General features: G+C 65.1%; 13 protein-coding genes. 8 read left to right on the top strand and 5 right to left on the bottom strand.

Features of this window, described 5'->3' with window-relative positions; all coding sequences use genetic code 11:
- Positions 1-71: 71 nt before the first annotated feature.
- Positions 72-1,568 carry a sensor domain-containing diguanylate cyclase gene (locus tag J4G43_RS46190; RefSeq protein WP_208088807.1) on the top strand — a complete coding sequence of 499 codons (1,497 nt, stop codon included), beginning with the start codon at positions 72-74 and terminating at the stop codon, positions 1,566-1,568.
- A 106-nt stretch (positions 1,569-1,674) separates the two neighbouring features.
- Here the strand turns inward: J4G43_RS46190 and galU are convergent, their stop codons facing one another.
- Positions 1,675-2,550, bottom strand: a complete 876-nt coding sequence (gene galU, locus J4G43_RS46195) for a UTP--glucose-1-phosphate uridylyltransferase GalU (RefSeq protein ID WP_014498169.1) — start codon at positions 2,548-2,550, stop codon at positions 1,675-1,677.
- A gap of 200 nt (positions 2,551-2,750) precedes the next feature.
- Between galU and J4G43_RS46200 the strand changes: the two genes are divergently transcribed.
- Positions 2,751-4,136, top strand: coding sequence for a lytic murein transglycosylase (locus tag J4G43_RS46200; RefSeq protein ID WP_208088808.1), 1,386 nt, complete (start codon positions 2,751-2,753; stop codon positions 4,134-4,136).
- Positions 4,137-4,307: 171 nt separating this feature from the next.
- On the top strand, positions 4,308-5,987 hold the full coding sequence (locus J4G43_RS46205; RefSeq protein ID WP_208088809.1) for an SGNH/GDSL hydrolase family protein: 1,680 nt from the start codon (positions 4,308-4,310) through the stop codon (positions 5,985-5,987).
- A 188-nt stretch (positions 5,988-6,175) separates the two neighbouring features.
- Here the strand turns inward: J4G43_RS46205 and J4G43_RS46210 are convergent, their stop codons facing one another.
- Together J4G43_RS46210 and J4G43_RS46215 are read right to left on the bottom strand one after the other, a co-directional pair.
- Positions 6,176-6,550: a CsbD family protein gene (locus tag J4G43_RS46210; protein WP_208088810.1), complete on the bottom strand. Its 375-nt coding sequence runs from the start codon at positions 6,548-6,550 to the stop codon at positions 6,176-6,178.
- Between the two features lie 136 nt (positions 6,551-6,686).
- Positions 6,687-7,424: an SDR family NAD(P)-dependent oxidoreductase gene (locus J4G43_RS46215; protein WP_208088811.1), complete on the bottom strand. Its 738-nt coding sequence runs from the start codon at positions 7,422-7,424 to the stop codon at positions 6,687-6,689.
- A 98-nt stretch (positions 7,425-7,522) separates the two neighbouring features.
- Between J4G43_RS46215 and J4G43_RS46220 the strand changes: the two genes are divergently transcribed.
- Together J4G43_RS46220 and J4G43_RS46225 are read left to right on the top strand one after the other, a co-directional pair.
- Entirely contained in the window at positions 7,523-8,302 is a 780-nt protein-coding gene (locus J4G43_RS46220; protein ID WP_208088812.1) for an SDR family NAD(P)-dependent oxidoreductase, read from the top strand.
- 113 nt (positions 8,303-8,415) lie between these two features.
- Positions 8,416-9,303 carry a TauD/TfdA dioxygenase family protein gene (locus tag J4G43_RS46225; RefSeq protein WP_208088813.1) on the top strand — a complete coding sequence of 296 codons (888 nt, stop codon included), beginning with the start codon at positions 8,416-8,418 and terminating at the stop codon, positions 9,301-9,303.
- Positions 9,304-9,539: 236 nt separating this feature from the next.
- On the opposite strand, the gene J4G43_RS46230 is transcribed toward J4G43_RS46225, so the two are convergent.
- Positions 9,540-10,184: a YqgE/AlgH family protein gene (locus tag J4G43_RS46230; protein WP_063981003.1), complete on the bottom strand. Its 645-nt coding sequence runs from the start codon at positions 10,182-10,184 to the stop codon at positions 9,540-9,542.
- Between the two features lie 142 nt (positions 10,185-10,326).
- Between J4G43_RS46230 and J4G43_RS46235 the strand changes: the two genes are divergently transcribed.
- From J4G43_RS46235 to J4G43_RS46245, 3 genes are all read left to right on the top strand, one after another.
- A complete protein-coding gene (locus J4G43_RS46235) occupies positions 10,327-11,166 on the top strand; it encodes a protein-disulfide reductase DsbD domain-containing protein (RefSeq protein ID WP_208088814.1) in 840 nt (279 codons plus the stop codon).
- Positions 11,167-11,490: 324 nt separating this feature from the next.
- The gene (locus J4G43_RS46240) at positions 11,491-12,858 is read left to right on the top strand and encodes a flippase (protein ID WP_408581395.1); all 1,368 of its coding nucleotides are present in this window, start codon (positions 11,491-11,493) and stop codon (positions 12,856-12,858) included.
- 189 nt (positions 12,859-13,047) lie between these two features.
- Positions 13,048-13,872: a sulfite exporter TauE/SafE family protein gene (locus J4G43_RS46245; RefSeq protein WP_071916674.1), complete on the top strand. Its 825-nt coding sequence runs from the start codon at positions 13,048-13,050 to the stop codon at positions 13,870-13,872.
- Positions 13,873-14,022: 150 nt separating this feature from the next.
- Here J4G43_RS46245 and J4G43_RS46250 read toward each other — a convergent pair whose 3' ends face one another.
- Positions 14,023-14,811, bottom strand: coding sequence for a 3-hydroxybutyrate dehydrogenase (locus J4G43_RS46250; protein ID WP_028157423.1), 789 nt, complete (start codon positions 14,809-14,811; stop codon positions 14,023-14,025).

The following is a 14,811-nucleotide window of genomic DNA, read 5'->3' on the forward strand; positions in this document are numbered from 1 at the left end:
TGTGGCAGCGCCGTCCCGGCTTAAACACTACGCAAGATTTCGGGCGCATCCACTAGTGTCGGGAGCAATCGATGCAGTCTGGATGGCGCGACGTCACGACCCGCCGGCCGTGGCGGATTTCGGCGAAGCTGCAGATCATATCGTCCGTCGTGACGGTGATCGGCTTTTCCGCCATTTGCGTCAACGTCATGCTGGACATGCGCCGCGGCGAGGAGGCCCTCGCTCGGCAGACGCTGGACAATCTGGCCACCTCCATCGAAGCAGATATCAGCCGCAACATCGAGATCTACGATCTCTCCCTGAAGGCGGTCGCCAGCAACATGCTGCTGCCGGAGATCAACGCGGTCTCGAAGCCGATCCGTCACCTGATCCTGTTCGATCACGCCACCACGGCGCGGCACTTCGGCGCCATCCAGGTGTTCGATGCCGAGGGCAGGCTGACCATCGACGCCTCCACGCTCGATCCCCTGCCGGAGAACCGGAGCGAGGAGGACTACTTCAGGGTTCATCGCGACGATCCCGACGCCGGCCTCTTCATCAGCCGTCCGATGCTTTTCCGCGGCGCCTATTCCATCGTGCTGAGCCGGCGCATCAGCGATACCGACGGCGGCTTCTTGGGGGTCGTCACCGGCTCGATCCGTTTCAGCTATTTCCACGAATTGTTCGAGCGCCTGAACCTCGATCCCGACGATACCATCACCGTGCTCAGGCGCGATCGCACCATCATGATGCGGCGGCCGTTCGATCTCGACGTCATCGGCAAGAATCTCGGGACGCAGCAGAGCTGGAAGGCCGACAATCTCAAGGCCGGCGGGTCCTATGCGGGCCAGGGTCCGGTGGACGCGACGCCGCGCCTCTACGTCCGCAGCACCGGCCCGGGTCCGCTGTTCGTGGTGGCAGGCAAGCCGCTCGCCGCCGTGTTCGAGCTCTGGCAGAAGGAAGCCTACCGCATCGGCGCCGTGGTCCTGGCGCTCATCCTGTTCATGCTGGCCTCGACGCTGGTGCTCGCCCGCGAGATCGGCCGGCGCGCCGATGCCGAGCGCAAGCTCGAGGAGATGGCGACGACGGATGCGCTCACCGGCTTGAAGAACCGCCGCAAGTTCGATCAGGTCATCGACGTCGAATGGCGCCGCGCGATGCGCCAGAAGACGCCGGTCGCGCTGCTGATGATCGATGCCGATCACTTCAAGGCCTACAATGACACGTTCGGCCATCAGGCCGGCGACCAGGTGCTGGTCGGCATCGCGATCTGCATTTCCGATTCGGTGCGGCGGTCCGGCGACTGCGCCGCGCGCTATGGCGGCGAGGAATTCGCAGTGCTGCTGCCGAACACCTCGGCCGCCGAGGCCTTCAATGTCGCCGAGACGATCCGCGGCAAGGTGCAGGGCTGGTCCGACGACCAGGCGATGTCGACGGTCTCCTGCGGGATTGCAGGCTTGGTTCCTACCACCGGCCTGGACTGGCCGGTCCTGGTCGCCGCCGCCGACAAGGCGCTCTATGCGGCGAAAGCCGGCGGCCGCAACCAGTCCGTGGTCGCGAGCCTTCCGAAGCTATCGCTGGTGGCGTGAGGGGCCCCCTCCGTCATTGCGAGCGAAGCGAAGCAATCCAGACTGTCTCCGCGGAGGCAGCCTGGATTGCTTCGTCGCTTCGCTCCTCGCAATGACGAGTGGAGCGCTACTGCCCCAGATACTTCTTCATCTCCGCAATCAGCCCATCGCGCAGTTCCGGCCGCTTCAGGCCGTAGGCGATGTTGGCACGGAGGAAGCCGGGCTTGGAGCCGCAATCATGGCGCTCGCCCTCGAACTCGACGCCGTAGAATTTCTGCGACTTGGCGAGGCCGATCATGGCGTCGGTGAGCTGGATCTCGCCGCCGGCGCCGCGCTCCTGGGTCTCAAGGATCTTGAAGATCTCCGGCTGGAGGATGTAGCGGCCGGTGATGGAGAGGTTGGAGGGCGCGGTGCCCTTGGCCGGCTTCTCGACCATGCCGTCGACCTCGAACATCTTGCCGGTGCGCTTGCCGACGCCGCAGATGCCGTATTGATGGGTAAGATGGTCGGGCACCGCCTCGACCGCGATGACGTTGGATTTTTCGCCGAGCGTTGAAGCCGTCTCGATCATCTGCTTCAGGCAGCCGGTCGTGTTGAGCACGAGCTCATCGGGCAGCACCACCGCGAACGGCTCGTTGCCGACGATGTCGCGCGCGCACCAGACCGCGTGGCCGAGACCGAGCGGCGCCTGCTGGCGGGTGAAGCTGACGGCGCCGGCCTCCGGCTGGTTCTGCGCCAGGATGTCCTGCTCGGCCTTCTTGCCGCGCGCGGCGAGCGTCGCGTCGAGCTCGAACATCTTGTCGAAATGATCTTCGATGACGTTTTTGTTGCGGCCGGTGACGAAGATGAAGTGCTCGATGCCGGCTTCCCTCGCCTCGTCATAGACGTACTGGATCAGCGGCTTGTCGACGATGGTCAGCATTTCCTTCGGCATCGCCTTGGTGGCGGGCAGGACGCGGGTGCCGAGGCCGGCGACGGGGAATACGGCTTTGCGAATTTTCATGGGACAGATCGAATACCTGAGGACGTGAAGGGAGCAATGGTATCTTGCTAGCTTGTTTGCAGCCGCTAACAAAGGCGGATGTGGGGCCTCGCGCTCACAGAGTTGAGAAAAAGGCCGACACCAAAATTTCACCTTTGTTAAGCTATTGGCAACCGGTACCGGGCCTCCTGAAGGCGGATTTTCGGCCGGACAGGTAGGGTATGATGCAATCAGTGGCAGCGCTGGCGAAACGTGCTGGATTTGTGACCGGCGCAATGATGCTTGCGGCCGCTGTGCTGCTGCCTGTCAGCGCGCACGCCCAGGCGCAGAACGGCTTGTCGAACCTGTTCGGCGGTATTTTCTCCGGCCCGAATCCGGCGCCTGCGCAAGCCCCGCCCGGCCCCGGCGGCGCCTTGCCATGGACCGGCGAGGACGGCGCCTCCGGCCACCCGCTGATGACGGCCGCTGCGATCCGCGAGGCCGCCTCCAACTTCAACAATTGCGTCGCGGGGATGTGGCCCGATGCCGCACGGCGCAACATCACGCAGGAGAATTTCCAGCGTTTCACGGCGGGGCTCTCACCCGATCTGCGCATCATGGACCTGATGGACTCGCAGCCGGAGTTCACCAAGTCGATCTGGGACTATCTCGACATCCTCGTGAACGACAACCGCCTCGCCAAGGGCCGCGAGGTCCTCGCCAAATACAAGGCGCAGTTCGATGCCACCGAAAAGGCCACCGGCGTCGACCGCTACATCATCGCCTCGATCTGGGGCATCGAGTCCAATTACTCGACGCAGATGGGCGACCGCAGCGTGCTGCAATCGACCGCGACGCTCGCCTGCATCGGCCGCCGCCAAGCCTATTTCAGGGACGAGTTTCTCTCCGCGCTGGAGATCCTCAACCGCGGCGATCTCAGGCCTGAGCAGATGCGCGGCTCCTGGGCCGGCGCCTTCGGCCCGACCCAGTTCATGCCGACCGCGTTCAAGCGCTTTGCCGTGGATGGCGATGGCGACGGACGGCGCGACGTCGTCGACAATCCCACCGACCTGATCGCCTCGACCGCCAACAATCTGAAGAAGGACGGCTGGCAGGCCGGCCAGACCTGGGGCTACGAGGTCGTGGTGCCGCAGGGCTTCAACTACATGCTGGCCGATCGCGCCAAGGCGATGACGATGGCGCAGTGGGAGAAGCTCGGGCTCAAGCGCCCGACCAACCAGCCCTTCCCGCATCCGGCCGAGAAAGCCTATCTGCTGGCGCCCGCCGGGGCGCAGGGCCCGGGCTTCCTGATGCTGCAGAATTACCGCGTCATCATGAAGTACAACCCGGCCGAGGCCTATGCGCTGGCGATCGGCCATTTCGCCGACCGCCTGCGCGGCGGCCAGCCCTTCGTGCAGCCCTGGCCGCGGCAGGAGCGCGAGCTGTCCCGCACCGAGCGGCTGGAACTCCAGCAGCTCTTGGCCCAGCGCGGCTTCTACAAGGGCACCCCGGACGGCCAATTCGGCGGCCAGACCCGGGAGGCGCTGCGCAATTTCCAGGCCTCGATCGGGGTCCCCGCCGATGGATTCGCCTCCTCGGACGTGCTGGATCGCCTCCGCGGGCGGTAAAACCGGCCCGAAAGTAACCCTGAACAGCGATTTTGCCCAATCGCCTTGACCGGGACGGCTGCTCCCCGGTGTATGACAGAAGAATCCGCAAAGAGAATCTGCCCGTTTGACGCCTGATTCCGCTATTATATCGAGCCTGTCCCAATCCCCATTGCGCGTGCCTGAGATCGCATGTCGAAGAAGTCCCTGTTCAAGGCGCTGACCGAAACCGGCCCGCTGATCGCGCTGGGGACGGCGCTTGCGATTCTGGTCTCCGTCGCGGGACCCGCCTCGGCGCAGTTCTTCAACTTCCCCGGCTTCGGCGGCCCGCCGCAGCGGCAGGCCCCGCCACCGCGAAACGGTGGAGGCGGCGGCTGGTTCGGCGGCGACTTCTTCGCGCCATTCCAGCAGCAGCAGCAGGCGCCGCGCCAGGATTTTTCGCGCGCGCCGGCACCAGCCAAGCGCGACACCACGCCCGACAAGAACGTGCTGGTGATCGGCGACGCCATGGCCGACTGGCTCGCCTACGGCCTCGAAGACGCCTACACCGAGCAGCCCGACATGGGCGTGATCCGCAAGCACAAGACCACGTCCGGCCTGATCAAGTACCAGCCGAAGGGTGAGCCCGCGGACTGGGCGGCGGCAGCGAAGGGGATTCTCGAGACCGAGAAGCCTGATGTGATCGTCGTCATGCTCGGCCTCAACGACCGCATCTCGATCCGCGAGGCCGCACCCGACAAATCCGACAAGGCGACGGACAAGAAGAACGACAAGGGCGCGCGCGCCAAGTCACCGGCCAAGCCGGGCGATGCTAAACCCGACACCGCCGCCAAGCCGGACGACAAGCCCGCCGACACCGACCTGCCGCAGGACGATGCCGACAACGCCGACACGCCGGCGGTCGCAACACCGGAGAAGACCGCGCGCAACCCGAACGGCCTCTACGATTTCCGCGACGAGCGCTGGGTCGAGCTCTACGGCAAGAAGATCGAGGAGCTGGCCAACGTCCTCAAGTCCAAGGGCGTGCCGGTGCTCTGGGTCGGCCTGCCCGCAATCCGCGGCCCCAAGGGCACGGCGGACATGCTGTTCCTGGATTCGCTCTATCGCGAAGGCGCGGCCAAGGCTGGCATCACCTATGTCGATGTCTGGGACGGCTTTGTCGACGAAGCCGGCCGCTTCCTCCAGAAGGGCCCGGACTTCGAGGGCCAGATCCGCCAGCTTCGCAGCTATGACGGCGTCTATTTCACGAAACCCGGCGCACGCAAGCTCGCCCACTATGTCGAGCGCGAGATCACGCGCCTGCTCGCCGGACGCTCCGGCCCGATTGCGCTGCCGAGCGAGCCTGCGACCCCCGACACCAGCGCCGAGCCCGGCAAGCCCGCGCCGCGGCCGCTGGCGGGACCGATCGTGCCGCTGGTTGCGGCCTCGATCTCGGCCGATCAATTGCTGGGCGGACCGGGTTCGCGTCCCGCCGCCGTCGATGCGCTCGCCGCGAAGACGATGGTGAAGGGTGAGCCGCTGGCCGCGCCCGCCGGCCGTGCCGATGATTATGCCTGGCCGCGCCGCGAAGTCGGACGCGAGCAGGCCAAGGGCGATACGCCGATGGCTGCTACGACGCCGGATGGTGCTGCTGCTGCTCCCGGTACGCCAAGCGCTGCCGCCGCGATCGCGCCGCCCAGACTCGCGCCGAAGAAGCCGCCGGTGCAGCAGCCGCAGCAGCCGGCCCAGGCAACGCCGGCATTCCGCGATTTCTTCGGCTTCGGCTCTCCGCAGCCACCGCCGCGTCAATTCGCACCAGCGCCGCGTAATCCCAATCCCGCGATCCCGCGCCCGCCTGGTAACGTCGGGCGATCGGCGGAGATGTTCCGGTAGTTTTTCTGAATTGAGATCTCGTGTCCCGGACGCGCTGCAGCGTGTAACGCTGCTGCGCAGAGCCGGGACCCAGCACTGCGACATTCACCAAAGAATGGGCCCCGGCTCAGCAAAACGGCGTTACCGGGCGATGCTACGCATCGCCTAGGCCGCATTGCGTCCGGGGCACGAAAAATTCGGGCGGTGGCTCAACCGTAATAGCGCCAGCGCGGCGGCGGGCGACGGGCGGGACGCGACATCATAAGCGCGAGTGCGAAGCCGATCCCGCCGGCGATCAGCAGCGCACCGAGCGGATTGTCCTGCACCTTCTTGGCAATCGCCTGCGAACCGTCGCGCAAGGTCTCGGCCGGCTTGTCGTAGGCGTCCTTGGCGTAGCCGGCCGCAGTCTCGCCGGCGTCGCGCACGGCATCCTTGGCCTGGCCGTAGAGATTCTGCACGGTGCCGGCGGCTTCCCGCGCCTTGCCTGACGCCTGTGTCTGCGCATCGCCAGCGAGATCACCGACGGCGCCTTCTGCGCGCCCAGCGAATTCCTTGGCCGATCCGACGATCCGATCCTTGTCCATGTTGCTCCTCCTCGGGGGTCAACCCAAGTAACCGATCAGGAGCAGCGCAGTTCCAAGCTTCTGCGAAAGTGTGTAGTCCGGACTACGCTTCCGCCTGCGCTCTTCGGGTTACGGCGGGCCAGTCGCTCCATCCGGGCTACAGGATGAGCCCGCCATCGACCACCAGCGTCTGGCCAATGATGTAGGACGACAGCGGCGAGGCGAGGAACAGCGCCGCGCCCGCCATGTCAGCCGGCGTGCCCAATCGCCGCAGCGGAATGCGTGACAGCGCGCCTTCGAGCCGCTTGGGATTGTCGGTGGTCACCTTCGTCATCTTGGTGTCGACGAGGCCGGGCGCGATACCGTTGACGCGGATGCCATCCTCGGCCCAGGCCTCGCCCAGCGTCCGCGTCAGTCCGACTGCGCCGGTCTTCGAGGCGTTGTAGGCGGGATTGCCCATGGTGGAATGATAGGCTGCGGTCGAGGACACCATGATCAGCGCGCCCTTGCTATCGCGCAGCATGGAGTGAAACCGCGTCGCGCAGGCCATCAGGCTCATCAGATTGACCTCGACGACCTTGCGGAAGCCGGCCATCTCGAACTCGCCGCGGCGATAGAGCACCGCGCCCTGCGCGAGCACGAGCACATCGAGACGATCGAAAGACGGCTTGAACGCTTCCACCGCGCCGGCGTTGCCGACGTCGAGCTGCGCATAGGAAAGACCCGTGAGATCGGAGCCTTCTTGCGCCGAATATTCCGCGGGATGAGCACGCGTGCCGCAGACTGCAACTTGCGCGCCCTTGGCGCGAAAGGCTTGCGCGATGCCGTTGCCGATACCGCTGGAACCGCCGACCACCAGCACCTGCTTGCCTGAGAAATCGAGCTCGTTCGCCATCGCGGCCTCCCCTTTTGTCTTGCTTGTTTGACCTGTCTGCGGATCGATGCCAGCCTTGTCCATCTCAAAACAAGAAACAAGAGACGCGAGGAAACGGCATGTCCGAATTCAAGGAGCTCAGCCGGTCGGTGAAGGGCCTGACCGTTCTCGTCACGGGTGCGGCGAGCGGCATGGGGCGCGCCACCGCGCGCGTGTTCGCCGCTGAAGGCGCGAACGTTGCCGTCACCGACTTTGACGAGCAGGGCGCGCTGTCCGTTGCCAAGGAGATTGCCGCGAACGCCGGATCCGCGAAGGCGTGGAAGCTCGATGTCGCCGATGGCGGCGAGATCAAGCGCGTCGTTGGCGATGTCGCGGCGCATTTCGGCGGGCTCGACATCATCGTCAACAATGCCGGCATCTCCGTGCGCGTCGCGATCGACGACGAGGCTTACGAAGACGCCTGGGCCAAGGGCATCGTGGTGATGCTGACGGCGCATCCGCGCATCGTCCGCGCCGCGCTGCCGCACCTGCGCAAGTCGAAGAGCCCGCGCATCGTCAACATCGCCTCGACCGAGGCGCTCGGCGCCACCGCATTGCACAGCCCCTATTCGGCGGCGAAGGGCGGCGTGGCGAGCCTCACGCGCTCGCTCGCCGTCGAGCTCGGCCGCGAAGGCATCACCGTCAACTGCATCTGCCCGGGCCCGATCCGCACCGCCATCACCGACCGCATCTCCGAAGAGCACAAGACCATCTACGCCAAGCGCCGCACTGCACTGGGCCGTTACGGCGACCCCGAGGAGGTCGCGCATATGACACTGAGCCTGTGCCTGCCGGCTGCGTCTTTCCTCACCGGCGCGGTGATCCCTGTCGACGGTGGCCTGATGGCGCGCAACGCGTGAGAGCCATGACGCTTAAGAGATATGCGCGCCGAGCGTTGACAAGTCCGGTCGCGGGAGTAGCTTTTTCACCGGCAGAGCGGGACCAACCGCTCGCGGTTCGCGGGAGAAACACCATGACGATCGCCATCCGGCAGCTTCAGAAACATTTTGCCGGCGAGGTTTCCGGCCTCGATCTGCGAAAGCCTCTCACCGAGGCCGAGGCGCGCGAGGTCGAGGCAGCCATGGACAAATATGCGGTGCTGGTCTTCCACGACCAGGACATCACCGACGAGCAGCAGATGGCCTTCGCGCTGAATTTCGGCCAGCGCGACGACGCGCGCGGCGGCACCGTGACCAAGGAAAAGGACTACCGGCTCCAATCGGGCCTCAACGACGTCTCCAATCTCGGCAAGGATGGCAAGCCGCTGGCGAAGGACAGTCGCGCGCATCTGTTCAACCTCGGCAACTGCCTGTGGCATTCCGACAGCTCGTTTCGCCCGATCCCCGCAAAACTCTCGCTGCTGTCGGCGCGGGTGGTGAACCCGAAGGGCGGCAATACCGAGTTCGCCGACATGCGCGCAGCCTATGACGCGCTCGCTGACGACACCAAGGCCGAGATCGAGGATCTCGTCTGCGAGCACTCGCTGATGTATTCGCGCGGATCGCTCGGCTTCACCGAGTACACCGACGACGAAAAGCAGATGTTCAAGCCGGTGCTGCAACGCCTGGTGCGCACCCATCCGGTGCATCGCCGCAAGTCGCTGTACCTCTCATCGCATGCCGGCAAGATCGTCAGCATGAGCGTCCCCGAGGGCCGGCTGCTGCTGCGCGATCTGAACGAGCATGCGACGCAAGGCGAGTTCATCTACGTCCACAAATGGAAGCTGCATGATCTCGTGATGTGGGACAACCGCCAGACCATGCATCGCGTCCGCCGCTACGACCAGTCCCAGCCCCGCGACATGCGCCGCGCGACGGTGGCGGGGACAGAGCCGACGGTACAGCAGCAGGCGGCGGAGTAGGCGGCATTGGAGTAGCCACAAATTCCGCCGTCGTCCCGGACAAGCGTAGCAAAGCGAAGCGCAGATCCGGGACCTATAACCACAGCCGTGGTTTGGCGAAGACTAGTGGTGACCAGCCCGCTTCAACAACGACTTCCTGGGATTATGGGTCCCGGATCTGCGCTCCGTTCTGGACAACGCTACGCGTTGCCAGAAGCTCCGCTTGTCCGGGACGACAGCGGAGGTTGGCGCAACAGCTACGCGTGTCCCGCATCGTTCGAGAGCATGCCGGGATCGATGCCGATCTTGCGCAGCGCGCGTCCGTACTTCTCGTCGACATCGTCGCCGAAGATCAAATCCGAATCCGCATCGCAATGCAGCCAGCCATTGCTCTGGATTTCGGTCTCGAGCTGGCCCGGCGCCCAGCCGGCATAACCAAGCGCGAGGATGGCGTGCTTCGGGCCGGAGCCGTTGGCGATCGCCCGCAGGATGTCGACGGTCGCCGTGAGGCAGACGCCGTCGTCGATCCGGAGCGTCGCGTTCTCGATGTAGAAATCGCTGGAATGCAGCACGAAGCCGCGGCCGGTATCGACCGGCCCGCCACGCAGCACCTTCATGCTTTCGGCGTTCTCCGGCAGCTTGATGTGCTCGCCCTTCTTGATGATGCCGAGCTGCTGCAACAGCTCGGGGAAGTCGATGCTGCCGGCGGGATGATTGACGATGATGCCCATCGCGCCCTCGGCGGAATGCGCACAGAGATAGATCACCGAGCGCTCGAAGCGCTCATCGCCCATCACGGGCATCGCGATCAGGAGCTGGCCGTCGAGATAGCCGGCCGAGCTGGGAAGCGCGGGGGCCGCGCTGCGGGTGCTTTCGCCCGTCCTTTTGCCTGTGGGAGCCATCGGTGAAGCACTCCGGTTTCGATTACTATCCTGATGTCGGGCCGGGCTGCTGTCAAATCAAGGCTTGCATAGACTTGATTCAGGTGCATCCATCACAAGCAATTCAATGGTTTGCCCAGGGGCGACCCTGTAAAGACGTGCCATGCTGACAAGAGTTCCCCTGCATGCGGCGTTTGGCGTCGCAACAACCCTGCTTGCGTCGTCGGTGACGCTCGCAGCCCGCGCCGACGACGCTTCGCCCTGGCAGCGCGACGGCCATTCCGCAGTGCGATTGCTGGCGGGATCGCGCAGCGGCGCTGTCCTGCTCGGCGGTATCGCCTTCCAGCTCCAGCAGGGATGGAAGACCTACTGGCGCATCCCCGGCGATTCCGGCGTTCCGCCGCGGTTCGATTTCTCCAAGTCGGACAATGTCGAAGCGGTGACGGTGATGTGGCCGGCGCCGCTGAAATTCGATGACGGCGCGGGCGGGCATTCGATCGGCTATCACGGCCAGATCGTGCTACCTCTGCGCATCGTGCCCAAGGCGCCCGACAAGCCGGTGACGCTGCGCGCCGAGATCAACTACGCCGTGTGCGAGAAGCTCTGCGTTCCCGTCGAGGCCAATGTCGAGCTCGGCTTCAACAACGTCGCCTCGACCGAGGACGCCAATCTGCGTGCCGCGCTCGACACCGTGCCGAAGCCTGCCACGATCGGTGATCCCAATCCGCTGACCATCCGCGACGTCAAACGTGACGGTCCCAAGAATGTCGTGGTCGACGTGGTCGTGCCTGATAGCCGCGGCGTCAATTTGTTCGTGGAAGGGCCGACGCTCGATTGGGCGTTGCCGATTCCGGCGCCGGTCGAGCGCAGCCCGCCCGGTGTGCAGCGATTTTCCTTCGAGCTCGATGGACTGCCGCCGGGCGCCAAGCCCGACGGAGCGGCGCTGAAGTTCACGCTCGTCGCGCCCGAGAAATCGTACGAGTTCAATACGAATTTGGAGTGAGCGGGAGCTGAGTTGCGCTGCCAGCGCCACATATTCAGCTGTCGTCCCGGGGCGCGCGCAGCGCGAGCCCGGGACCCATAGCCACAGGGAGCGGTTTGGCGAGGACTCGGAGTTACCAGCCAGCGCAACATTTCTCCCTGGGGTTATGGGTCCCCGCCCCCCGTGCGCAATTGCGCACTAGGCGGGGACGACGCCGGTGGCTGGAGCGGCAGCATGCCTCACCCAACCCAATCTTAACGAATGGTTGCTAATCCCCAAGGGCTACCGCATCAGGCCTGCCGCAGCATGCGGGACGCCTGATACGGACGCCCTGGGGATCTCGAATTGGCCGTGATGGATGCAGAACCCGCAACGACCGGACCTGCCGGCCTCATCGCGCGGCTGCGCGCGAAGCTGACGGGCGGATCGAACGAAGCGTCGCTGACGCGGCGCTTGGCCGGCACCATCTTCATCATCCGGGTGATCAGCGCGGGCCTCGCCTATTTCTCGCAAGTTCTGCTCGCGCGCTGGATGGGGACGTCCGACTACGGCATCTATGTCTATGTCTGGACCTGGGTGCTGCTGCTCGGCAGCATGATGGATTTCGGCACCTCCGCTTCAGCGCAAAAGATCATTCCGGAGTATCGCACCAGCGGCGAGCATGCGCTGCTGCGCGGCTTTCTCTCCGGCAGCCGCTGGCTGACCTTTGCCGTGTCCACGCTGGTGTCGCTGGCGCTCGCCGGTATCGTCAAGCTGCTCTCGCCCTGGATCGATCCAGCCAAGGTGCTGCCGCTCTATATCGGCTGCATGACGCTGCCCGCCTTCGTCGTCGCCAACACCCAGGACGGCATCGCGCGCTCGCATGACTGGATGCAGCTCGGCCTGATGCCGCAATTCATCATCCGCCAGGCGCTGATCATCGGCATCACGGCCGCTGCCTTCCTGCTCGGCTATCACCTCGGCGCGGTCGCCGCGATGGTCGCGAGCGCCGGCGCGGTGTGGATCGCGATGACCGGGCAGATGGTGGTGCTGAACCGCAAGCTCGCCGATCACATCGAGCCGGGCCCCAAGACCTACGACATCGGTGGCTGGCTCGCCGTCTCGCTGCCGATCCTGCTGGTCGAGAGCTTTTACCTGCTGCTGTCCTATACCGACGTGCTGGTGCTTCAGCAGTTCCGCCCATCGGACGAGGTCGGTGTCTATTTCGCGGTGGTGAAGACGCTCGCCCTGGTCTCGTTCATCCACTACGCGATGTCGGCGACCACAGCGCATCGCTTCGCCGAGTACAACGCGCTCGGCGACAAGGCGCGCCTGTCGGCCTATGTCGCGCATGCCATCAACTGGACGTTCTGGCCGTCGCTGGCAGCGACCATCGTGCTGCTTGCGCTTGGCAAGCCGCTGCTCTGGCTGTTCGGCCCGCAATTCACGGTCGGCTACGACATCATGTTCGTCGCCGCGATCGGCCTCGTGGTGCGCGCCGCGATCGGACCGGTCGAGCGCCTGCTCAACATGCTCGGCCAGCAGAAGATCTGTGCGCTGGCCTACGCGCTGGCCTTCGTCATGAACCTCGTGCTCTGCATCGCGCTGGTGCCACGCTTCGGCGGTCACGGCGCCGCGGCCGCGACCTCGATCTCGCTGACATTCGAGACAGTGCTGCTGTTCTGGATCGTGCGCCAGCGGCTCGGCCTGCACGTGCTGGCGTTTGGCAAATAGGCGCTGCCACCCGGTTGCCGGCCTGGAGAATGGCTGTTTCGCGCCTTGCGCGGCGGCGACTAAAACCCCCTCCCCGCCCGCCGCCTGTAGCAAGATTTTTCTTATTCAACCCAAGCGGTTGCGCTTCAGGGAAATTTTATTCTACGTCATATTGCCCAACCGACGAGATAAACCTAAGATTCCCCAGACATGATTGATCCGCTCTATGTCGCCTCCGGATTTGGCGTCGGCCTGCTTGTCGGGATGACCGGCGTGGGTGGCGGCTCGCTGATGACGCCGCTGCTGATCCTGCTGTTCGGCATCCACCCCTCCACCGCCGTCGGCACCGACCTGCTCTATGCCGCCGCCACCAAGACCGGCGGCAGCGTGGTGCATGGCTGGTCGCGGAGCGTGCACTGGCCCGCCGTGCTGCGGCTCGCCTGCGGCAGCATCCCGGCGAGTGCGCTGACGCTGCTCGTGCTGTGGAAGCTCGACCTCAGGAGCGATTCCGAGCGCAGCCTGGTCAATCTGGTGCTGTGCTTTGCACTGCTGCTGACCGCGACCTCGCTGATCTTCCGCAAGGCCCTCATGGAGCGCTATCGGAAGCGCCTCGAGCAGGTCAATGAGCGCACCACGGCGATCGCGACGGTGGTCACCGGCATCGTGCTCGGCGTGCTGGTGTCGATCTCGTCCGTCGGTGCCGGCGCGGTCGGCGTGACCGTGCTGCTGCTGCTTTATCCGCGCCTGCCGATGGCGACCATCGTCGGCTCGGACATCGCGCATGCGGTGCCGCTGACGCTGGTTGCCGGAATTGGGCACTGGGCGCTTGGCGATGTGGATTGGGCACTGATGGGCGTGCTGCTGCTGGGCTCGCTGCCCGGCATCATCGTCGGCAGTCTCAGTGCGACGCGCGTCCCCGAGACGGTGCTGCGCCTGACGCTTGCCTGCGTGCTGTTCGTAGTCGCCGGCAAGATCATGTTCGCGGAGCTGAACCTGTCGTCCGCGATCGTGACGGCCCTGGCCTGGACGCATTAGGCCAAGGGTTGCACCCCACTCTCACTGTCGTCGCCCGGCTTGACCGGGCGATCCAGTATTGCAGAGACAGCGGTGATTAGCCGAGAAGCCGCGGCGTACTGGATGCCCCGCTTTCGCGGGGCATGACCGAGCGTTATAGGTTGAAGCGAACTACTCCGCCGTCCAGCCGCCGTCGATCGACAGGTTGGTGCCGGTGATCTGCGCGGCATCGTCGCCGCACAGGAACAGCGCGAGCGCTGCGACCTGCTCGGAGGTGACGAACTCCTTGGTCGGCTGCGCGTCGAGCAGCACGTCGTTGATGACCTGCTCGCGCGTGAGGTTGCGCGCCTTCATCGTGTCGGGGATCTGCTTCTCCACCAGCGGCGTCCAGACATAGCCGGGGCTGATGCAGTTGCAGGTGATCTTGTGGGTCGCGACCTCGAGCGCCACGGTCTTGGTCAGTCCGGCGATGCCGTGCTTGGCCGACACATAGGCGGACTTGAAGGGCGAGGCGACCAGCGAGTGCGCCGACGCCGTGTTGATGATACGGCCCCAGCCCTTCTTCTTCATGCCGGGCACCGCGGCGCGGATGGCATGGAAAGCCGAGGACAGGTTGATCGCGATGATCTGGTCCCATTTCTCGACCGGGAATTCCTCGATCGGCGAGACGAACTGGATGCCGGCATTGTTGACGAGGATGTCGACCGAGCCGAACGACTTCTCGCCGAGCGCGATCATCCCGGCGATCTCGGCGGGCTTGGTCATGTCGGCCGGCGAATACACCGCCTTCACGCCGAAGTCGGACTCGATCTTGGCGCGCTCCTTCTCGATGTCTTCCGGCGAGCCGAAGCCGTTGATGACGACATTGGCGCCGGCGGCGGCGAAGGCGCGCGCATAGGCGAGCCCGATGCCGCTGGTCGAACCGGTCACGACGGCGTTCTTGCCTGACAGACTACCCAT

Source organism: Bradyrhizobium barranii subsp. barranii, assembly GCF_017565645.3.
Taxonomy (GTDB): domain Bacteria; phylum Pseudomonadota; class Alphaproteobacteria; order Rhizobiales; family Xanthobacteraceae; genus Bradyrhizobium; species Bradyrhizobium barranii.